Genomic DNA, 20,131 nt, shown 5'->3' on the forward strand with positions numbered 1-20,131 from the left:
GAACAGCTCCTTTCTGAAGAAGGAGACTAGATATGGTAGATCTGCATGCCCACGTGCTGTTTGACGTGGATGACGGAAGTGAAAATATGGAAATGTCCATCAGGATGATTGAGCAGTCCATGAAAGAAGGAGTGAAAATGCTTGCATTGACACCCCATCATATTCGCGATCTTTATACCGATGCCATGGACAGGAAAGAGGAGTACGAGGAGAAGTTGGGTTTTCTGAGGGAAAAGTTTGATGGGAAGATCGAGTTGGTTCCCGCTCTGGAAATCATGATCGATGAGAAGATCATGAGTGACCTGGAAGAAGGATACCTCATGGGTTACAACAGAAGCAAGACGGTACTTGTGGAGTTCAATCTCAAGGACTATCCTCTATACTCGGAAAATATTTTCTATAATCTGAAGAAAAAAGGATATCAGGTACTACTGGCTCATCCGGAGCGCAACAGAGCTCTGATGGAAGACCCTGAGAAGATGTATCATCTTCGTGACCTAGGGGTTCTTTTCCAGCTGAATGCCGGCAGTCTTCTGGGTCAGTTTGGAGAAAAGATACAATCCTTTGCCCGAGAACTGATTATGAAGAATCTGATTCACGGTATCGGCTCTGATGGACATAATGATCAAAGGCGTGACATGCGCATCAGACATGCCTATGATACAGTAAAGGAACTCAATGAAGCACTCTATGAAAATATTATGGAAAATGGCCCAAGACTCATTATGGGTGAGAAAGTGGAAGTGCTTCCCTATAAACCCTGGACAGAACCTGTAAAAGTTAAGAAAAAAAAGAAGAAGAAGAAAGGCCTCCTGAGTTTTCTGAAACACTAAATGGATAGATATCACAATAAGAAGTTTTCATGATGAAGGCTTCTTTTTTGAGCAGAAAAACAGCAGAATAATCAAGATATTTCAAAAGAGAAGCTCAGATCTGACCGTCCTGAAGAGACAGAAATAGCAATCCATATAGAACATCTCTTTAGATATAAATAATACATAAATATAGATTATAGTTTTGATATTGACAATCTTTATGAATGGAAATAGAATTAGATTATATATGTAATATATTTAAAAGGGGGAAACTATGATTAGAGGGTCAAGAAAATACGGAATCGTCCTACCGGCGCTTCTGGTGTTTGCCTGTCTGGGCACTGTGAAAGAAGCCTATGCGGAAGAAATCAGGTATACGACAACGGCAAATCTCAACATGAGGACGGGAGTAGGCACCAGGAACCGGATTCTGCTCACCATCCCGAAGGGCAGACAGATCACCTACGTTGCGTCGAAAAACGGCTGGTATCAGGTGCGTTATGGCGGAAAAGACGGATATGTGAGCAGCGCCTATGTGAAGAAGACGGTCACGACTTCAAGCACTCCGGTCATCAGCACTCCTGTCAGCGGAGCCGGACAGGTTAAAACCACCGGAGCGCTGAATTTCAGGACCGGCCCGGATAAGACCTACACCAGAGTAGGGACCATGCCGAAAAACACCATCGTGTCCTACAGCGAGATGAAGAACGGCTGGTATCTCATCACCTATAATGGAAAGACCGGCTATGCCAGCGGCAGATATCTGACGGTGCTTTCCCAGACCGCCACAGAACCTTCCACGCCGACTCCTGCGCCGCCGACGGAGACCGATCCGCCTGATGAGACCGCGGGAGACACGGCGTCAGCAAGAAGATACTTCACCACCACTAGCCTCAATATGAGAACAGGTCCGAGCACAGGCTACAGCATCGTCCAGGTCCTTCCTGCAGGAGCGGAGCTGACCTATCACGGCCAAAACGGGTGGTATCACGTGAGCTACAACGGAAAGACCGGCTATGCCAGCAATCGGTATGTGCGCGTGGAGGAGGCTGCTCCAGAACCTTCCACCGGGCCAGAGACAGCACCTGTGGAAGAGACCGTTGAGGCAGAGACGCCTCCGGTGAAGATTCCGGAAGTGTCTAAGCCGGAAGCAGCGACACCGGAGGTGACTGGGGTTCTCGTGAAAACGGATCTTCTTTATACCACTACGACTCTGAACATGAGAACGGCACCCGGAACCGGAAACAGTATCCTCCTGACCTTGCCGAAGGGGGTGCATCTCAGAAGCGAGGGTGTGGAAAACGGATGGCACAAGCTGACTTATGGGGGGAAGACAGGCTATGCTTCGGGAAAATATCTGGCAGCTCATTCCGTCTATACAGTGGATGGCACCATTCTTGTGAATAAAGGCCTCCCTCTGCCATCGGGATTCAATCCCGGTGAAAATCCGGAGGCCAGAGCAGCCTTCAACAGGATGAATCAGGCTGCAAAGCGTCAGGGCATCAGACTGAATCTCTTTTCCGGATTCAGAAGCTACACCTATCAGAAAAGCCTGTATAACCGCTATGTGAGGGAAGATGGCAAAGCCCTTGCGGAAACCTATTCCGCTAGACCCGGATTCAGTGAACATCAGACTGGACTGACCTTTGACATCGGCGGAGCAGACTCCTCCAAGTGGACCTCCTCGAGATTCGGAGCCACCAAAGAAGGAATCTGGCTGGCCCGGAATGCCCCGGACTATGGATTCATTCTGAGATATCCTGAAGGAAAACAGCACATCACCGGATATGTCTATGAACCCTGGCATTTCCGATATGTGGGCGTAGACCTGGCCAAGAAGGTCACCGCCAGTGGGCTGACTCTGGATGAATACTTCCAGGAAGTGCATCCGGCATATAAGTAGAGAATCACGATCCGACCAGGTAGACCAGCAGGAATGCTCTGCCGGAATGTGCACAGGTTTTATGCACGGCGAAAAGGGATCCCCAGATGGAGCAGTATACAAAGATACTGAACCTTCTGGGGATCTTTTCATTTCTTCAAGTCTGCTTATCCATGCCATCTGAAGTGCTATTCCTCTCTTTCCTTCTTTCGGGCAGGCCCAGTGGAGTTTCTAATAATAAGCTTATGCCGATAGAGTACACTGGTGGAGCTCAGCTTCTCCCGATTCTTCTGCTGGCGGCTGCGGATGATCTCCACGGCATCCTGTCCTTTATTCAGGATATAGTGCTCCACGGTGGTCAGGGAAATGCCTTTCAGTTTGGAGGGAAACAGATTGTCGAATCCGCAGACGGAATAATCCTCCGGAATGGAGAACCCGTTCTCCTTCAGGGCATCCATGACGCCATAGGCGATCATGTCCGTGGAAGCCACAATTCCTGTGATCTCCTTATAAGGCAGGATTTCATGGGCCAGCTCGAAACCTGTATCGTGTTCCAGGTCGATGTTCCGGATCTCATCCACTGGCCTGACACGCTTTGATTTCACAGTGACGGTGCCTTCAGGGCAAAGCTTGCGGTAGGTATCATTGATTCCTTCCAGGCGCCTGAGCCGTGCCAGATTCAGTGTGCTCAGCGCTGTGGTGAGATAGGCGATGTGCTTATGGCCGAAGCTTATCATGTGCTCGGCGATGAGAACGCCGGCGGAGTAGTTGTCCACTTCCACCGTATCCAGATCCGCGTGGAAGGACCGCTCGTTGATGATCACCACCGGAATGCTTTCATTGATTTCCTCCAGGAGCTTCGGATGATGAGGAAGCATGGTGAGGACAAGACCATAAAGGTTGCTGTCTCTGATCTGCTGCAGATACTTAAGCTCCTTTTCCTTATCCCGGAAAGTGTTCTGAATGATCACATGGATGTCGTGCTTGTCCGCCTCCTGCTCGATGGACTGGACAAGGGTCGTGAAAAAGGGGCTAGCGATGGTCGGTGCTAGGACCAGAATGGTGTTCTTGTTGAAGATGCTCACTTTCTGCAGTTTAGGCGTTTTCTTTGCATAGCCCAGCTCTTTTGCGGCTTCATGCACCTTTTCAATGGTCTCCTCTAGAAAGGTGACCCCCTGTTTTTCATTCAGAATCATGGACACTGCGGTTTTGGATACACCCGCCAGTGCGGCGATGTCATCCAGTGTAGGTTTTCTTTTCATGACTGTAAATGTTCCTCCGATCGATTGATACTTTAATTATAAATTAAATTAATGTTAAATATTGTTAGGTTTACGTTAAATATTCAGTGGCTGAAGCTGCATTTTTCAACCCTCAGGCCAGGTAAGGGACAGCTCTCTTTACAGATGGAGAAGCGCTACATGGAAAGATGAAAAAGAAGAGTCTATCCGGATGGGATAAACTCTTCTGGTGAAGCCAGTCCATTATAGGATGGAAATTTCCTATTTCACTTCAAATCTCTTTCGGGCACTTCCGTCTTCCCTCATCTTTGGCAGGTCGATGGTAAGCACGCCACCTTCATAGTGCACTTCCACCTTGTCCTCGTCGATGTCATCGATGTAGAAACTGCGATACACTTCACCGGTGGTACGCTCATTCATGATGAATTTGTCCGTCTCCGTTTCAATGATGGTGTCTCGATGGGCGGTGATGGTGAGGTTCTTGTTGTGATACTCCACTCTGATGTCGTCCTTGTCGTATCCGGGAAGATCTGCATACAGCACAAAGCCTCGGTCCGTTTCCTTCACATCCACATGGAATAGCTTTCTGTCAGGAACATTGGGAAAATCCCAGTTCAGTCCCGTCATGAATTCTTCAAAAGGGGCCATTCCTTTGTTTGAAAATCTGTTTCTCATGATTTTACCTCCTAGCGTAAGAAATCTTATTACAGCAGCGAGGGAATCCGATAAGGGATACTTCTATATCTTTATTGTACTCTGATTGGGGGAAAACTGAAAAAACAAGAGAGATAGAAAATAGAAGAGAAGTGCGTTCTATCCAGAAGAATCCATCCTATTTATCTCAAAGAAAGGCTTATGAGAAGAAATGGATGAATCTGAAGATATTTCGAGAAATCACCCTTGTACACAGATTGTTTACCACAAGATGGGGGCTCCTTAACAAATCTGCGTTATACTAAATGGAGTAACGTACAGAAAGGAGGCTTATACCATGCTGGAAATCATTGCAGAAACCCTCACAGACGCACTGGCCATTGAACAAAACGGAGGAGATCGGATCGAACTGGTTTCATCCTTGTCGGAAGGCGGACTTACACCCAGCTACGGGTTGGTGAAGCAGGTGATCAGTCAGGTATCCATCCCGGTGAATGTGATGATCAGACCACACAGCGCTTCCTTCGAGTATTCAAGAGAAGACCTGGAGGTCATGAGAGAGGATGCGCGCATCTTCAATGAGATGGGGGTGAAGCATGTGGTGCTGGGGATTCTGGATTATGAAGGTCTGCCCAATATGGAAGCACTGGATTACATTCTGGAGGATACCAATCTCACGGCCACGTTCCATCGTGCCATTGATGAGAGCAGCGACCTTGTAGCGGCACTGAATCTTCTCGAGACCAATAAGAGAATCACCCATATTCTGACCTCAGGAGGCCCGGGAAAGGCGGAGGATCATCTGGATATGATCCGAAAGCTCATAGAGGAAACCGAGGACATCACCCTGATTCTTGCCAGTGGCATCACCAAGGAGAATCTTCAGGCGATTAGAAACCATATGGATTTCGCGCTGGAAGGGGCGAAAGAAAAACCAAAGGACTATGACATTCATGTGGGCACAGCCGTTCGCGGCGGCAGCGCATTAAATGCCGTACGGGCAGAGGAAGTGGAGAAGCTTCGAGCCATCTATGACCTGCATCGGATGATCTAGGATCCGAAGGGTAAATAGTTTTCAATAGAGTTGTCTCTGGAAGTATATGATATAATCAGGGTATACGTATAGTATCAGCTATATCAGAAAAGAAATCAGGAGGAAGAGATTTATGAAGTATTTTATCGACACAGCCAACGTGGAAGAAATCAGAAAAGCAGCGGAACTTGGGATCATCGACGGGGTCACCACCAATCCTTCCCTCATCGCCAAAGAGGGCAGAGTCTTTGAGGAAGTCATCAAGGAGATTACAGAAATTGTAGATGGACCCATCAGCGCGGAAGTGGTTTCACTGGATGCGGAAGGCATGGTGAAGGAAGCAGATGAGCTGGTGAAGATTCACGAGAACATCGTCATCAAAGTGCCTATGACGGCGGAAGGTTTGAAAGCCACATCCATGCTCTCCTCAAAAGGCATCAAGGTCAATGTGACATTGATTTTTTCGGCAACTCAGGCCCTGGCGGCGGCCAAAGCCGGAGCAGCCTTTGTTTCTCCCTTTGCGGGAAGACTGGATGACATCGGAGCAGATGGCATGGCGCTCATTGAAGAGATTATGTATATCTTCAAGTCCTATGGAGTTCGTGCAGAGGTCATTGCGGCATCCATCCGAAACAGAAATCATCTGACCCAGGCAGCCATGGCGGGGGCGGATATCGCTACCATACCTTTCAAGGTCATCATGGATTCCCTGAAACATCCTCTGACAGACCAGGGCATCGAAAAGTTCCTGAAAGACTGGGAAGGCGCAAAGAAATAACGAAAAATGATATCATCAGCGGCGGAGCATGACTTTCTGGAAAGGCTCCGCCGCTTTCCACTACGCAGCACACTGAAGGAGGTTTTGGAGATTGAATCTTGAGATTGTATTTTTGAGACACGGTATTGCAGAGAATAGAGCCAAGGACGGAACAGACTATAACAGAAAGCTCACCAGAGAAGGAAAAGACAAACTGGAAAAAAGGCTACCTTATCTGAAAGAGCTTATCACCTACAAAGACCAGGTGGAAATCTGGTCCAGCCCGCTTCTTCGAGCAAAGGAGACAGCCGAGATTCTTGCTGAATCCGTATATACAGACAAGATCTTCTATTACGACTTCATCGGAGAAGGGGACTTTGACAACTTTCTCATGTCGGTGGTCAGAGAAAAAGAGGAGAAGACCATCTTTGTGGTGGGGCATGAACCCTATCTCGGAGAATGGGCCTATGAGCTGGCGGATCAGAGCATAGGGTTCAAGAAAGGCTCGGCGGCGGCCTTTACGGTGAAGCTTTACGACAACAGAATACCGGAAACGCAAGACATGATCGAGGAAGCTTCTTTCTCCTGGTATCTGACCTCCAAGGAAATGGAGAAGACAGGAAAGAAGAAAGACTGAGAACGTAAATTGTGAAAAATAGCAAAGAGAAAAGCGCTGTGCAGATGAATGCTGCAAAGCGCTTTTCTCTTTCAGATCATTTCAGAAACATGTCATAAAGGAGTTTGAAGAACACCACAAAGGACATGATGAGAAAGATCGGTTTGATGAACTTGGAACCGTTTTTAATGGCCAGCCTGGTACCTACAATAGAGCCCAGGACCATGAAGAGGGCGATGGGGACACCGATGAGGTAATCGATCTTGCCGTTTATGGCAAAAGCGATGAGAGAAGTGAAGTTCGAGGTGAAATTGATGAGTTTTGCATTGCCTGATGCGTTGGTGAAATCAAACTTCAGGAACCGGATGAAGATGAAGATGAGAAAGGATCCGGTGCCGGGTCCGAAGAAACCGTCATAGAAACCCAGGGCGAATCCCACCAGGGCGACGAAGATCACTTTCTTTTTCGTGATCACCGTGAAGGCGTTGACCTTGCCCAGGTCCTTCTTGAAGAAGGTGTAGAGTCCCACCACCAGGATGGCCACGCTGACAAGGGGATAGAGAAAATCCTGCGGAATCCGAAGGACCGAGTACACCCCCAGGACTGCGCCAAGGGCCGTCATGGGTACTGCAGCGCGCATGAGTCTGAAGTTCACCTTGCTGCTTCTGGCGTAGCCTGCTGTGGAGATGAAGGAACCCATGGTGGCGGCGAACTTGTTGGTGCCCAGGGTGAAGTGGGGCGGAACGCCGGCCAGAAGATAGGCTGGTATGGTCACAAGGCCTCCGCCTCCGGCCACGGAATCCACAAAGGCGCCGATGAATCCGGCAATGCAAAGAAAAATCAGTTTAAAATCCATAATCGTCCTCTTTCAGTTCTTATTCATGAGATGCTTGATAAGTGCCATGACAGTAGAGAAATAGTAGCCTCTCACTGCATGATTGACGAAATCCATTATATCACAGGGAGGAAGATTTGAAGAGAGCGGGTGTATAGAATTCTTAGGAAGCGTACAGAATTCCTTTCGTGAGAACTTCTGACTGGAGAAGATGCAGGGGAGATGTAACGGACTCAGAAAGAATTCATTCAACTCCAGGGGGATTTCTGTTATTATACTAGAAGGAGTTGATAAGTTTTGAAGAGAAATGAAGTAATAGAAGTAAAAATAGAGGATCATAGTTTTCCTGCCACGGGTATCGGCATGCTGGAAGGAAAGAAGGTGCAGATCAAAGGTGCTTTTCCTGGAGAGACGGTTTCTGCAAGAGCCCATCAGGTGAGAGCGGATCGTGCCAAGGGAAGATACCTGGGCATCATCGAGAATGCGCCTTATGCCGTGGAGCCATCCTGCATCCATTATGGAAAGTGCGGAGGGTGCATCAGCCAGCAGGTGCCTTTATCCCTGCAGAGAACATTCAAGGAAGAGGAAGTGAAGAAGCTCTTTATCCAGAACGATCTTTCCATGGGAGAATACTTAGGCATTACAGGAGATGAGGATCAGTACGAATACCGGAACAAGATGGAATACACCTTCGGGGATGAAGTGAAGGGAGGAGAGCTGAACCTTGGGATGCACCTGAAAGGGATGAAGAATTCCGTGGTGAATACCAATCGCTGCCTTCTCATTCATGAGGACTTCAGAAAGATTCACGATTACACCATCGCGTATTTCAGGGAAAAGGATCTGCCTTACTACCGCGTCATGAGACAGGAGGGATACCTTAGAAATTTCATCTTGAGAAGAGGCATCAATACCAGAGAAATCATGGTGAATCTTGTGACCACCACCCAGATTGATTTCAATCTGGATGAATACAGAGATGGTTTGACGCAGCTGGATCTGGATTACACGCTGGTTTCCATCCTCCATACGGAAAGCGACAGTCTTTCCGATGCGGTGGTTCCAGAGAAGCTGAATATTCTCTATGGCAGAGACTATATCTACGAGAAGCTTCATGGGCTGACTTTTAAGATTTCACCTTTTTCCTTCTTTCAGACCAATACAAAAGGGGCTGAAGTGCTCTATAGTGAGGTGAAGAGCTTCATCGGAGAGAAGAAAAGCGAGATCTTTGATCTGTACTGCGGTACCGGAACCATCGGCCAGATCGTTGCTGAAATGGCAGATAAGGTCACAGGCGTTGAGATCATTGAGGAAGCAGTCACTGCTGCCAACGAAAATGCCCAGATAAATGAACTCAGCCATGTGCATTTCATCGCAGGGGACGTCAAGGATGTCATAGCATCCCTCGAAGGAAGTCCGGAGCTGATCATACTGGATCCGCCTCGAAGCGGGGTGCATCCAAAGGCGCTGGAGTATGTGAAAGATTTCAATGCCAAGGAAATACTCTATGTATCCTGTAATCCGAAGACATTGGTCATAGATCTCAAGTATCTCCTGGAGCAGGGGTATGAAGTAGTGAAGACAAAAGTAGTGGATATGTTCCCGAACACCCCACATGTGGAGACAATAGTAGCACTATACAAAAAAGATTAATCATATTTGCTCATATACCGCTAAAAACCAAGCTTTTCATGTTTAAGACCGATATTGCGAATTACCGCAATAAAGAACTGAAAGACTTAATTGTCGTAAGGCTGGGCTTTTGGATGTGAAATGTAGGGATATAAGAAACTGAATAATAAAGCGAATAATAAATGTGAATCCACTGGTATAATATCGGTGGATTTTTCTTTGGAATAATTTTCAAATTATCGTATGAATATATTATAACATTTGTTATAATATAAAGTGACGAGCTGGAGGTGTATAAAGTGGAATTTGCTCAAATGGTTAAAGAAATCAGAAGTAAGCTGAATATGAGTCAAGAACAACTGGCAAGAGAGCTTCAAGTGAGCTTTGCCACGGTCAACCGCTGGGAAAATGGTAAGAACAGCCCCAACAGAATAGCAAAAAAAACGCTTTATGATTTTTGTAAAGCAAAGGGACTGGATGAAGAATTGATTAAGCATTTATTAGATTATTAAATTAAAATAGATGAAAGACTATGGGAGGAATAACAATGATTACAGGTGAATTACGAAGCAAGGTAGATAAAATATGGGAGATATTCTGGACAGGTGGTATTACTAATCCACTGTCTGTTATTGAGCAGTTTACCTACCTTTTATTTATAAAGGGACTGGATGAAAAACAAACGGATTTAGAAAAAAATGCTGAGCTACTTGGCATTGAAGTAGATAAGATATTCAGTGATGAACAAGAAAATCTGAGATGGCAAAAGTTTAAACAACTGAGTGCTTCTGACATGTATGATATGGTTTCAAAGAAAGTATTTCCATTTATAAAAACCATGCATGGTGATAAGAATTCAGCATTTACCAGATATATGGATGATGCCATCTTTATGATCCCAACGCCTCAAATGCTAGAAAAAATCGTAACGAATATTGATTTATTGCCATTATCCGATGGAGACACAAAAGGTGATTTATATGAGTACCTACTCTCTAAAGTAGCAACAGCAGGAACCAATGGGCAGTTTAGAACTCCAAGACATATCATCAAAATGATGGTGGAGCTGATGCAACCAACCCCAACAGATATTATTGTTGACCCTGCAGCAGGCTCAGCCGGTTTCTTAGTGGAAGCAGGCGAATATCTTAAAAGAAACAATGAAGATTTGTTTGCCATAAAAGAATTAAAAGACCACTATAACAATGATATGTTTTTTGGAAACGATATGGACAGAACCATGCTGCGTATTGGTGCTATGAACATGATGCTTCATGGTGTGGAAAAACCCAATATTGAATACAGAGACTCACTATCTGAAAAGAACATTGATGATGAAAAATACACATTAGTCCTTGCCAATCCACCTTTTAAAGGCTCGCTTGATCATGAAAGTGTGGCTGCTGGCTTACTTAAAATCACTAAAACGAAAAAAACAGAACTGCTCTTCTTAGCATTATTCCTTAGAACGCTTAAAAAAGGTGGTAGATGTGCGTCTATTGTGCCAGATGGTGTCCTTTTTGGTAGCTCTAATGCTCATAAATCCATTCGAAAAGAAATAATAGAGAACCATCATTTACATGGCATTATTTCCATGCCAAGTGGTGTATTCAAGCCTTACGCTGGGGTTTCGACTGCCATTATGATTTTTACTAAGACAGGTGCCGGTGGTACGGATAAGGTATGGTTTTATGATATGCAGGCAGATGGGTTGTCACTAGACGATAAGCGCCAACCAGTGGATGCCAACGATATTCCTGATATTATTAGTCGTTACCATAACCTTGAAAATGAAAAGGATAGAAAGCGTACTGAAAAGTCTTTCTTTGTTACAAAAAAAGAAATTAAAGACAATGGTTATGACCTTTCAATCAACAAGTACAAAGAAGTTGAATATGACAGGGTAGAATATGATAAACCTGTTGTAATAATGAATAGAATTGATGAAATTGATAGTGAAATTAATACTTTGAAAGCAGAATTGAAGACGCTGCTAAATTTAGATTTGTAGGGGAGATACGATGGATAAAAAATGGATATATATCCCAGAACTGTTGTATTTTCAAGAAGGTCCTGGGGTAAGAAAACACCAATATACTACAGAAGGTGTTAAATTACTTAATGTAGCCAATTTAGTTGATGGTAAAGTAGATTTATCTACTTCAGAACGGTATATTTCAGATGAGGAAGCCTATGGTAAATATAGTCATTTTCTAGCAGATGAAGGAGATTTAATTATTGCTAGTTCAGGTATAAAAGTAGACTATTTTGATAAAAAAATGGGTTTTGTGAAAAAAGAACACCTTCCTCTATGTATGAATACTAGCACAATTAGGTTCAAAAGCTTAGATGATAAGAAGCTAAATATTAATTATTTCATGTATTTCTTGAAATCTAATTCTTTTAAACATCAGTTATATAAGGAAATTACAGGTTCGGCACAGCTTAACTTTGGTCCTACGCATCTAAGTAAAATGAAATTCCCTTTGATTGATATTGACAAGCAGTTTTATATAGCAGATGTCTTAAGTAAAATTGAAAGAGTTCTTGAACATAAGAGACAACAATTAAATGAATATGATTATCTCATCAAATCCCGATTTGTCGAGATGTTCGGTGATGTTGATTCAAACTGGAATTCATTTCCAATAGTTACATTGAATGAGGTTTGTCGAAAAATAACTGATGGAAAACATGGTGGGTGTGGTAGAGAAGATGATTCGGGTTATTATTTTATAGGTGCAAGAGAAATATTTGATGGAGAAATGCATTATGACACTGCACCACAAATACCATACAGTGATTTTGAGAAAGATTATAAACGATGTAATATAGAAAATGGGGATTTAGTTATTGTTAATACAGGAGCCACAATTGGGAAAACAGCTATTGCCAATAGTGAATTAACTAAGAAAACACTATTACAAAAAAGTGTTGCTCTCATAAAGACAAATAGTGAGGTTATTCTACCTAAGTTCTTGCAATACTACTATATTTGCAATACGAGATTATACAAAGTGGAAAGTGCTTCTGCACAACCCAACCTTTTAATTTCAAAGATAAAGGAAACAAAAGTAATATTACCTCCCCTTCAACTACAGGATGAGTTTATATTGTTTACTGAACAGGTTGATAAATTAAAACTTGAAATTCAAAAGTCACTAGATGGAAACAAAATTTTATACGATTCATTGATGCAAGAATACTTCGGGTAAGTATATGTTAATTACGATTACGTAAAAGCAATGATTATTGAGACTTTTATTTCCAAAATGAGGGGGAAAAGAAATGTCAAAACTATATTCTGATTGGCTAAAAATAGATCTTCATATTCATACAGATTTTAGTAGGAAGACAAAGAACAATGATTATAAAGGCGTTTTTTCTATCGATAGCTTGTACACCAAGCTAAAAGAACAAGATGTTTCAATATTTTCGTTAACTGATCATAATATTATTAACATCGATGCGTACAAAGAATATTATGAAAAATATAATAGTGATACAGATCCTTTGCTTCTTGCGGGAGTGGAACTAGATATTTTAGGAAGTTCAACAACTTATCATTCACTTCTTATATTTAATTGCAATGATTATGATAACGTTAAAGCTATTTATGATAGTCTTGAAGCAAAATATGCTGAAAAAGGTAGTGATGCGTTTAATAGGAAACTAACGTTTGATGATATTATTTGTGCCTTTGATGAGTTGGACTACTTCTTTATACCTCATGCAGGAAATACATCAAGTATAATTCACGCTTTTAAGGATGATATTGCAGCTGCACAGAAAATGCTAATTTTACTCCAAAGTCCAATGGAAAAGGTACAGGAAAAAAGAAGACAAATATACAATGAGCATTTTGATGTAAGGTTAACTGAAGCCTTTCGAAATAAGGAGGACTTTGCGTATCTAGAATTCTCGGATAACCACAATATCGAGAAGTATCCATGTCGCCATATGGGAGATCAAGGAGATCATGAGTTCTATTATATTAAAGGTAGTAAGAATTATGAAACGCTTCGACTTTCTTTCATTGATCCAAAATCCCGTATAAAAACCACTCAAGAATTTCAGGAGATAAAAATACCAAGGGATTATTTGAGAGAGCTTAATATTAAGGGCAATATGCTCTTAACAGATAATAATTTGAATTTTAGCCCTCACTTAAATGTTATTATTGGGGGACGTTCGAGTGGTAAGAGTTTAATGATGGATATTCTTAAACGATCTATTGACGTTTTAGAATCAGAAGATAAGTATAATGCAGCGATTGAAGGCGCTACGACCACAGTAAGTTCAAGTTTAGATGCTATGCCTAAAGCAGTGACCCATTTAAATACTGATATTCTACAGATTAATCAAGGCGCAATAGCTAACTATTTTGAGAGAAATGAGCTGTCAAGCTTAGCTAGAAAAGCGGGTAAATTTGGAGAATACCAGATTGCAAAAACAAAATTTAACGAAATCCAGACTGAATTAGATAAAAGGATTTCTGATTTGCATCAAGTCTATGAAGACATTCATGAGATAAAGCCAGACCAAGCAATTATTTTGCATAATAATACTATAGATAAACTGTTAAATCCTGAATATCACTTAAAGATGAATAAGGATAAGTTGATAGAGTTAACTTTTTCTACAGAAAAATTTGATGAGACAATAAAAGTAGTTGAAGATATTGAAGTATTAATCTCAAAGCTGAAAAAAGCTCCAACTATAGATATCGAAGAAGCTGAAGAGACAATAATTGAAGGATTTGTAAGTTTACTTTCAACGTTGAAAGGTAAACAGAAGGATAAGAAGCTACTGCATGAATATATGACAAAATTTGTTGGAAATGCACACAATATTGTGACTAGTGCGAATGACAAATTAAATGCTGCTGGAAAAGAAAAGGCTTTAGCTGAAAAGGGTAAGCAAGAGATTATTAACAAAGTGAAAGGGCATTTTAAAGCATTTGTTCAACTGAATAGTAGTGTAAAGAGTGCATTGTCATTAAAGTTAGAGCATACAGAATTAATCGATTTAGACGAGGACAGCAAACTTTGTATTGAGCTTCTGCCAGAAAAGGAGATTAAGGAAAGTATACTTGATGGTATTAAGGGGTATAGAAAGGATGACTTATACAATTCACTTGTTGAACTCTTGTATAACGAAACAAGTCTCAAAAATTATGGAGACAATTCTGCTGATAATTTTGGTAAAAAGATTAAGAGCCAAATAAAGGCATTAGCAAGTTGCTTTGTTAAACTAACTGACTATCTAGAATATCGGGATGGAACTACATCAAAAAGCAACAGTCCAGGTTATAATTCTGAAAAATACCTGAAAGTAGTATTGAATAATCCTAAATGTGGTTTAGTAATTATTGATCAACCTGAGGACAACCTTGGAAACAAGTTTATTTCTGATCAATTAGTTGAACTAATAAGAAAAATAAAGTTTAAGAAGCAAATTTTCTTAATAACACATAACCCAGCAATTGTTGTCTACGGAGATGCAGAATCTATTATTATTGCAGAAAATCTTGATAATATGATTTCTTATAAGCAAGTGAAACTTGAAGATATTGAGTCACAGAAAAGAATTTGTGAAACTTTGGATGGTGGAGAATATATTTTTGATAATCGATCAAGAAAATACAATATACAACGATTATTACAGGAGGCTGGGAATGGAAAAAACTAAACTAACAGGACAATATTATTCTGATGAAAATAAAATTGTATTTAATTTTGAGGAAGGACAATCGCTAGAGCTAAATACTGAAAATGACATTGATTTTACAGACCTTGTTAAGCAACTTACTTTTCTTATAGAAACTGAAAAAGAAATTGATATTTCATTGGATGAGCCTGAAGACCCAAAACTAAAAATAATATATGAGACAATAACGGAGATAATTGAAACATATAATTTAAATTTGAAAGATTTTATGACTGCTCAAGATGTTGATAAGGATGAGGATTAAAGAATAATAAAATCAGTAAATGTAAATAAAAAGGGGGAATACCATGTGCTACAACTTTGATTTCCTAAAAAAAGAAGAAAAATATAAGGACTTTACATACGCCTGTATCGAAGCAGAAAAGAGCTTAGTGGTTTCCTATGCCAGTACAGCGATTCTTGCACGTAGAGCCTTAGAATTAGCTGTAAAGTGGGTGTTTTCGTATGACCATGAATTAGATGCGCCTTATCAGGATAACCTTGCTTCTTTAATTCACGATTACCGTTTTAAAGGCATTATTGATACCAAGCTTTTCCCGATGATTACCTACATTCAAAAGCTTGGTAATAAAGCAGTGCATTCAGCAACGCCAATTTCAAGAGACCAAGCTGTACTTGCCCTTCGTAATCTGTTTGAGTTTATTTCTTGGATTGACTATTGTTATTCAGATGAATATGAAGAGATTACCTTTGATGAGAGCCTACTTGGGGATAATGAAAAAGAAAGAAAAACTAGAGACGAACTAAAAGACTTATATGAGCGTCTGGGTTCAAAAGACCGTAAACTTGAAGAAATTATTAAAGAAAATGAAACCCTAAGACGTGAAAATGCTGCTAAACGTGTTGATAATAAGAAAAATCGTGATTTTAAGGTTGATGAAATTTCTGAGTTTAAAACCAGAAAAATGTACATTGATCTTGAGATTGAGTTAAGTGGGTGGACTATAGGCAAAGATTGCCTTGAAGAAGTTGAAGTAGATGGTATGCCTAATCAAGCAAAAATTGGTTTTGTAGATTATGTGCTTTATGCAGACAATGGCAAGCCACTGGCAGTAATTGAAGCTAAGAAAACCTCTGTGAATCCTAGAATGGGTCAAATTCAAGCTCAGCGTTATGCAGATTGTTTAGAAAAAGAACATAAATTTAGACCCATGATATTCTATACCAATGGATTTGAATATTATTTATGGGATGACCGCAGTTATCCGGAGCGTTTGGTATCAGGCATTTACACCAAGGAAGAACTTGAATGGCTTCATTTCAAGAGACAAAACAAATCGTCTTTAAAAGACCCTGTTATCAATGACGATATTACCAATCGTCACTATCAAAAGATGGCCATTACAGCTGTATGTGATACTTTGGATAAGGGGAATCGTAAGGCTCTTCTTGTCATGGCAACAGGTTCTGGCAAGACTAGAACAGCCATATCCATTGTAGATGTATTGATTAAAAGGGGATGGGTTAAAAACATTCTTTTCCTTGCAGATCGTACGGCCTTAGTGAAACAGGCTAAGAAGAACTTTAAGGCGTTGTTACCGGAGCTTTCCCTTTGCAACTTACTGGACAGTAAAGACAATCCAGAGAGTAGAATGATTTTTTCAACTTATCCGACTATGATGAATGCCATTGACGATGTTAAGAATAAACGAGACCAAAAGCTCTTTACCAGTGGGCATTTTGACCTCATTATTATAGATGAAAGTCACCGAAGTATTTATAAAAAATATCAGGATATTTTTAATTACTTTGATTCTATTTTACTAGGTTTAACAGCGACACCTAAAAGCGATCTTGATAAAAATACCTATACTATTTTTGAACTTGAAAACAATGTGCCAACCTATGCCTATGAGTTAGGTGAAGCCATAGAAGATGAGTATTTGGTTCCTTATCATACCATTGAGACAAAGATGAAGTTTTTAGAACAAGGTATTCATTATGATGACCTTACTGAAGAAGAAAAGGAACTGTTTGAAGAAACCTTTGATGATGATGTTAAAGACATTAGTGGCGAAGCTTTAAACTCATTCTTATTCAATGACAATACCATTGATACGGTTATACAGGAATTGATGGAAAAAGGCCTTAAAGTAGAAGGTGGCGACAAATTAGGGAAGACCATTATTTTTGCTAAGAATAAGAAACACGCAGATTTCATAGTAAAGCGCTTTAATGCACTTTATCCGGAATATAAAGGTGATTTTGCAAAACCAGTTTATACCGGTATTAATTATGTGGAAAGCACCATGGATGATTTTGAAATAAAAACTAAGCTGCCACAAGTAGCTGTGTCTGTGGATATGCTGGATACTGGGATTGATATTCCTGAGATTCTTAATCTTGTTTTCTTCAAAAAAATACGCTCTAAAACAAAGTTTTGGCAGATGATTGGACGTGGAACCAGACTGTGTGAAGATTTGTATGGTGTTGGCATTGATAAAGAAAGCTTTAGAATTTTTGATTACTGTGGGAATTTTGAATTCTTTAGAACCAATAAAAACGGTAAAGAAGCCAAGATGATGAAATCACTGACAGAAAATCTTTTCAATATCCGTATAGGCATTGTTAAAGAGCTTCAAATCTTGGATTATCAAACAGATGAGTATATAAATCACAGAAAGTCATTGATTGAGGGAATTTTGAAAGAAGTGAAGGGTGTTGATGAAACGAAATTCAATGCCAGAATGAAGCTTCAATTCCTTCATAAATTCAATCAGGAGAGTGCTTTTGAAAGTCTAACAGATGCTGATGTCAGAGAACTGGAAGAACACGTTGCCCCACTTGTACCAGCCATAGATGACGATGAACTGGCTAAACGGTTTGATTATTTGATGTACACCATTGAATATGCAGACTTAAAAAGAGTCCCTGCATCAAAACCGAAAAACCGAGTGGTAACAACAGCAGAGAAGCTAACTTTTAAGGGGACTATTGAAAAGGTGAAGAAACAGGAAGCCTTAATATATAAAGTTCAGACCAATGAACACTGGGAAGAAGCAGATATTTTTGATCATGAAGAAGTCCGTGAAGCCTTTAGAGAATTGATTAAATTCTTAGACAGCAAATCTGGTGAAATCTACTATACCAATTTTACGGATGAAATCATGGAGTCCAAAGAAAGCCCAGGCGAGTACTCTGTGAATGACATGCAAAGTTACCGCAAAAAGGTGAATAAGTATTTGATTGAGCATCAAAATGATCTGGTAATCTATAAACTACGTAATAATAACTCTTTAACGGAAGAAGATATTAAATACCTAGAAAAAGTATTATGGCAAGAGCTAGGAACGAAAGATGACTATGTCAAAGAATTTGGTGATGAACCACTACTTAAACTGGTGAGTAAAATTGTAGGCTTAGACCCACAAGCAGCCAATGAAGTGTTTTCAGAGTTCTTATCGGACGAAAGCCTTAATATCAATCAAATGGAATTTGTGAAGTTGGTGGTCAAATATATGATCAAAAACGGTAGCCTAGACAAGCGGGTTCTCAATGAACATCCCTTTAATAAGCGTGGCAATGTGATGAACCTTTTTGATGGTAAACTTGATGTGGCAAAGAGAATTATTGGTGCTATTGATCAGATTAATGGTAGGTTGAGTGTTTAAAAAGCCTAACAGTATTAAATGCCACAAAATGAGAGGTGAAAATCATGGAGTACTTTCTAATCGGAATAATAACAATCTTAATAGCTGCCTTGATTTTCGTTGTCCAAAAGAAAAGAACAGAAACAACGAGTTCAAAAAATGAAGGCGACAATGAAACAGGGCTTGTTGAGATAGATTTACTTGAAGAAGATCTATTTCAGCGTAGTAATATTGTTAAAGTAGAGCAACTGCCATTGACGCAATTCATTGATGATAAAGCACTATTTGAGATTAAAGACAAGAAGGTTGTTGCACGAATTTCTGAAACAATACCTACTGCTGCAGATAAGATTGCAAAAACAATGAATAATATGGCTTTAGATAAAGTTGAATTATATAGAGCGGTTATACCTAGTGGAGCAACGCTTGTTGATTCAAAACAAATGAAAGGTGCAGCAAGAGGATTTTATAGGGGTAAAAATAGCATAAAAGGACATGCTAATTTTGTTAAAACGAATCCTCAAAAAATCTCGAAAGTGAGCACTATGGCTAATGGAGTTGCAAACATAATGTCTGTGGGCTCTTTGGTCGTGGGACAATATTACATGACAGAGATTAGCTCAAAGCTTGAAAGTATTAGTAATAGCATTAGCCAGATTAGTGATTTTCAAAATCGTGAATTTAAAAGTCGTATTTTGTCACTGATTGCAAGAGTTGAAAAAATTTCTAATTATAGTATGGAAATTCTAGAGAATGATGAGTTGAGAATTCTTAAGTTGCAGACTTTGGACGACTTAGAAGGTGAAGGAACTCAATTACTCCAACAAGTGAACTTAACGATTAGCGAATTAATAAATAAAAATCATAAACTGGATTATAAGACCTATCAAGTGAAAGTAGATGAGTTCTCTATTTTAGCTGAATATCAGAGAATTCTAATCAATCTTTTAGAGGAAATATGCAAGTTGACATACTTATTAGGCAAAGGCGAAATATCAAATGAAATAAGTTATTCTATTTATAATACCTATTTAAACCAATCCAATCAAACGATGAAAATGCTAGAGGTATGGCATGAAGAACAAGTCGGGCAGCTTGGTATTGAAATTGATAAGAATAGAGTTATGAAAAAAGGATTTTTTGCAACTGCTCTAGGAGTTGTTAAGGAAGATTTGAAATACAAGGAGCTTGCAAACGGATTATTAGATAAAATAAATGGCCAAAGATCTGAAAACCGATTGGTAGTCAATAGTGCCAAGAATTTATACGATGAAGACGTTCAGATTATTATCAAAGATGGGAAATACTATTACTTGCGTGAGTCAACGGAGTAGGACATTTATAGG

At 40.4% G+C, this 20,131-nt stretch carries 16 protein-coding genes; 13 read left to right on the plus strand and 3 right to left on the minus strand.

The window, feature by feature from the left end; genetic code table 11:
* The first annotated feature begins 32 nt into the window (after positions 1-32).
* Positions 33-833 carry a tyrosine-protein phosphatase gene (locus tag J3A84_RS09440; RefSeq protein WP_207599769.1) on the plus strand — a complete coding sequence of 267 codons (801 nt, stop codon included), beginning with the start codon at positions 33-35 and terminating at the stop codon, positions 831-833.
* A gap of 256 nt (positions 834-1,089) precedes the next feature.
* Complete coding sequence (locus tag J3A84_RS09445) at positions 1,090-2,718, plus strand: SH3 domain-containing protein (protein WP_207599770.1); 1,629 nt, start codon at positions 1,090-1,092, stop codon at positions 2,716-2,718.
* A 167-nt stretch (positions 2,719-2,885) separates the two neighbouring features.
* On the opposite strand, the gene J3A84_RS09450 is transcribed toward J3A84_RS09445, so the two are convergent.
* Positions 2,886-3,959 (minus strand): LacI family DNA-binding transcriptional regulator, encoded by a 1,074-nt coding sequence (locus tag J3A84_RS09450; RefSeq protein WP_207599771.1) that lies wholly within the window; start codon positions 3,957-3,959, stop codon positions 2,886-2,888.
* A gap of 240 nt (positions 3,960-4,199) precedes the next feature.
* Positions 4,200-4,613, minus strand: coding sequence for an Hsp20/alpha crystallin family protein (locus J3A84_RS09455; RefSeq protein ID WP_207599772.1), 414 nt, complete (start codon positions 4,611-4,613; stop codon positions 4,200-4,202).
* Between the two features lie 316 nt (positions 4,614-4,929).
* Here J3A84_RS09455 and J3A84_RS09460 point away from each other — a divergent pair, with 316 nt between their 5' ends.
* The 3 genes from J3A84_RS09460 (at position 4,930) to J3A84_RS09470 (ending at position 7,019) form a co-directional block, all read left to right on the plus strand.
* Positions 4,930-5,646, plus strand: coding sequence for a copper homeostasis protein CutC (locus J3A84_RS09460; RefSeq protein ID WP_207599773.1), 717 nt, complete (start codon positions 4,930-4,932; stop codon positions 5,644-5,646).
* A 112-nt stretch (positions 5,647-5,758) separates the two neighbouring features.
* Entirely contained in the window at positions 5,759-6,403 is a 645-nt protein-coding gene (fsa, locus tag J3A84_RS09465; protein WP_207599774.1) for a fructose-6-phosphate aldolase, read from the plus strand.
* Between the two features lie 91 nt (positions 6,404-6,494).
* A complete protein-coding gene (locus J3A84_RS09470) occupies positions 6,495-7,019 on the plus strand; it encodes a SixA phosphatase family protein (protein ID WP_207599775.1) in 525 nt (174 codons plus the stop codon).
* A 76-nt stretch (positions 7,020-7,095) separates the two neighbouring features.
* Here J3A84_RS09470 and J3A84_RS09475 read toward each other — a convergent pair whose 3' ends face one another.
* Entirely contained in the window at positions 7,096-7,854 is a 759-nt protein-coding gene (locus J3A84_RS09475) for a TSUP family transporter (protein ID WP_207599776.1), read from the minus strand.
* A 276-nt stretch (positions 7,855-8,130) separates the two neighbouring features.
* On the opposite strand from J3A84_RS09475, the gene rlmD reads away from it, so the two are divergent.
* From rlmD to J3A84_RS09515, 8 genes are all read left to right on the plus strand, one after another.
* Positions 8,131-9,486 (plus strand): 23S rRNA (uracil(1939)-C(5))-methyltransferase RlmD, encoded by a 1,356-nt coding sequence (rlmD, locus tag J3A84_RS09480; RefSeq protein ID WP_207599777.1) that lies wholly within the window; start codon positions 8,131-8,133, stop codon positions 9,484-9,486.
* A gap of 278 nt (positions 9,487-9,764) precedes the next feature.
* Positions 9,765-9,977, plus strand: coding sequence for a helix-turn-helix domain-containing protein (locus tag J3A84_RS09485; RefSeq protein WP_342590960.1), 213 nt, complete (start codon positions 9,765-9,767; stop codon positions 9,975-9,977).
* A gap of 35 nt (positions 9,978-10,012) precedes the next feature.
* On the plus strand, positions 10,013-11,476 hold the full coding sequence (locus J3A84_RS09490; RefSeq protein ID WP_207599778.1) for a type I restriction-modification system subunit M: 1,464 nt from the start codon (positions 10,013-10,015) through the stop codon (positions 11,474-11,476).
* A gap of 10 nt (positions 11,477-11,486) precedes the next feature.
* Positions 11,487-12,680 (plus strand): restriction endonuclease subunit S, encoded by a 1,194-nt coding sequence (locus tag J3A84_RS09495; protein WP_207599779.1) that lies wholly within the window; start codon positions 11,487-11,489, stop codon positions 12,678-12,680.
* 73 nt (positions 12,681-12,753) lie between these two features.
* On the plus strand, positions 12,754-15,156 hold the full coding sequence (locus J3A84_RS09500) for a PHP domain-containing protein (protein ID WP_207599780.1): 2,403 nt from the start codon (positions 12,754-12,756) through the stop codon (positions 15,154-15,156).
* Positions 15,143-15,439 (plus strand): hypothetical protein, encoded by a 297-nt coding sequence (locus J3A84_RS09505; RefSeq protein WP_207599781.1) that lies wholly within the window; start codon positions 15,143-15,145, stop codon positions 15,437-15,439. The genes J3A84_RS09500 and J3A84_RS09505 overlap by 14 nt, the downstream gene beginning before the upstream one ends.
* Positions 15,440-15,482: 43 nt before the next feature.
* On the plus strand, positions 15,483-18,806 hold the full coding sequence (locus tag J3A84_RS09510) for a DEAD/DEAH box helicase family protein (RefSeq protein WP_207599782.1): 3,324 nt from the start codon (positions 15,483-15,485) through the stop codon (positions 18,804-18,806).
* Positions 18,807-18,850: 44 nt separating this feature from the next.
* A complete protein-coding gene (locus J3A84_RS09515) occupies positions 18,851-20,119 on the plus strand; it encodes a topoisomerase IV (protein ID WP_207599783.1) in 1,269 nt (422 codons plus the stop codon).
* The last annotated feature ends 12 nt before the right edge of the window (positions 20,120-20,131 follow it).

Origin of the sequence: Proteiniclasticum aestuarii, from assembly GCF_017368455.1 — a bacterium.
Taxonomy (GTDB): Bacteria; Bacillota; Clostridia; order Clostridiales; family Clostridiaceae; genus Proteiniclasticum; species Proteiniclasticum aestuarii.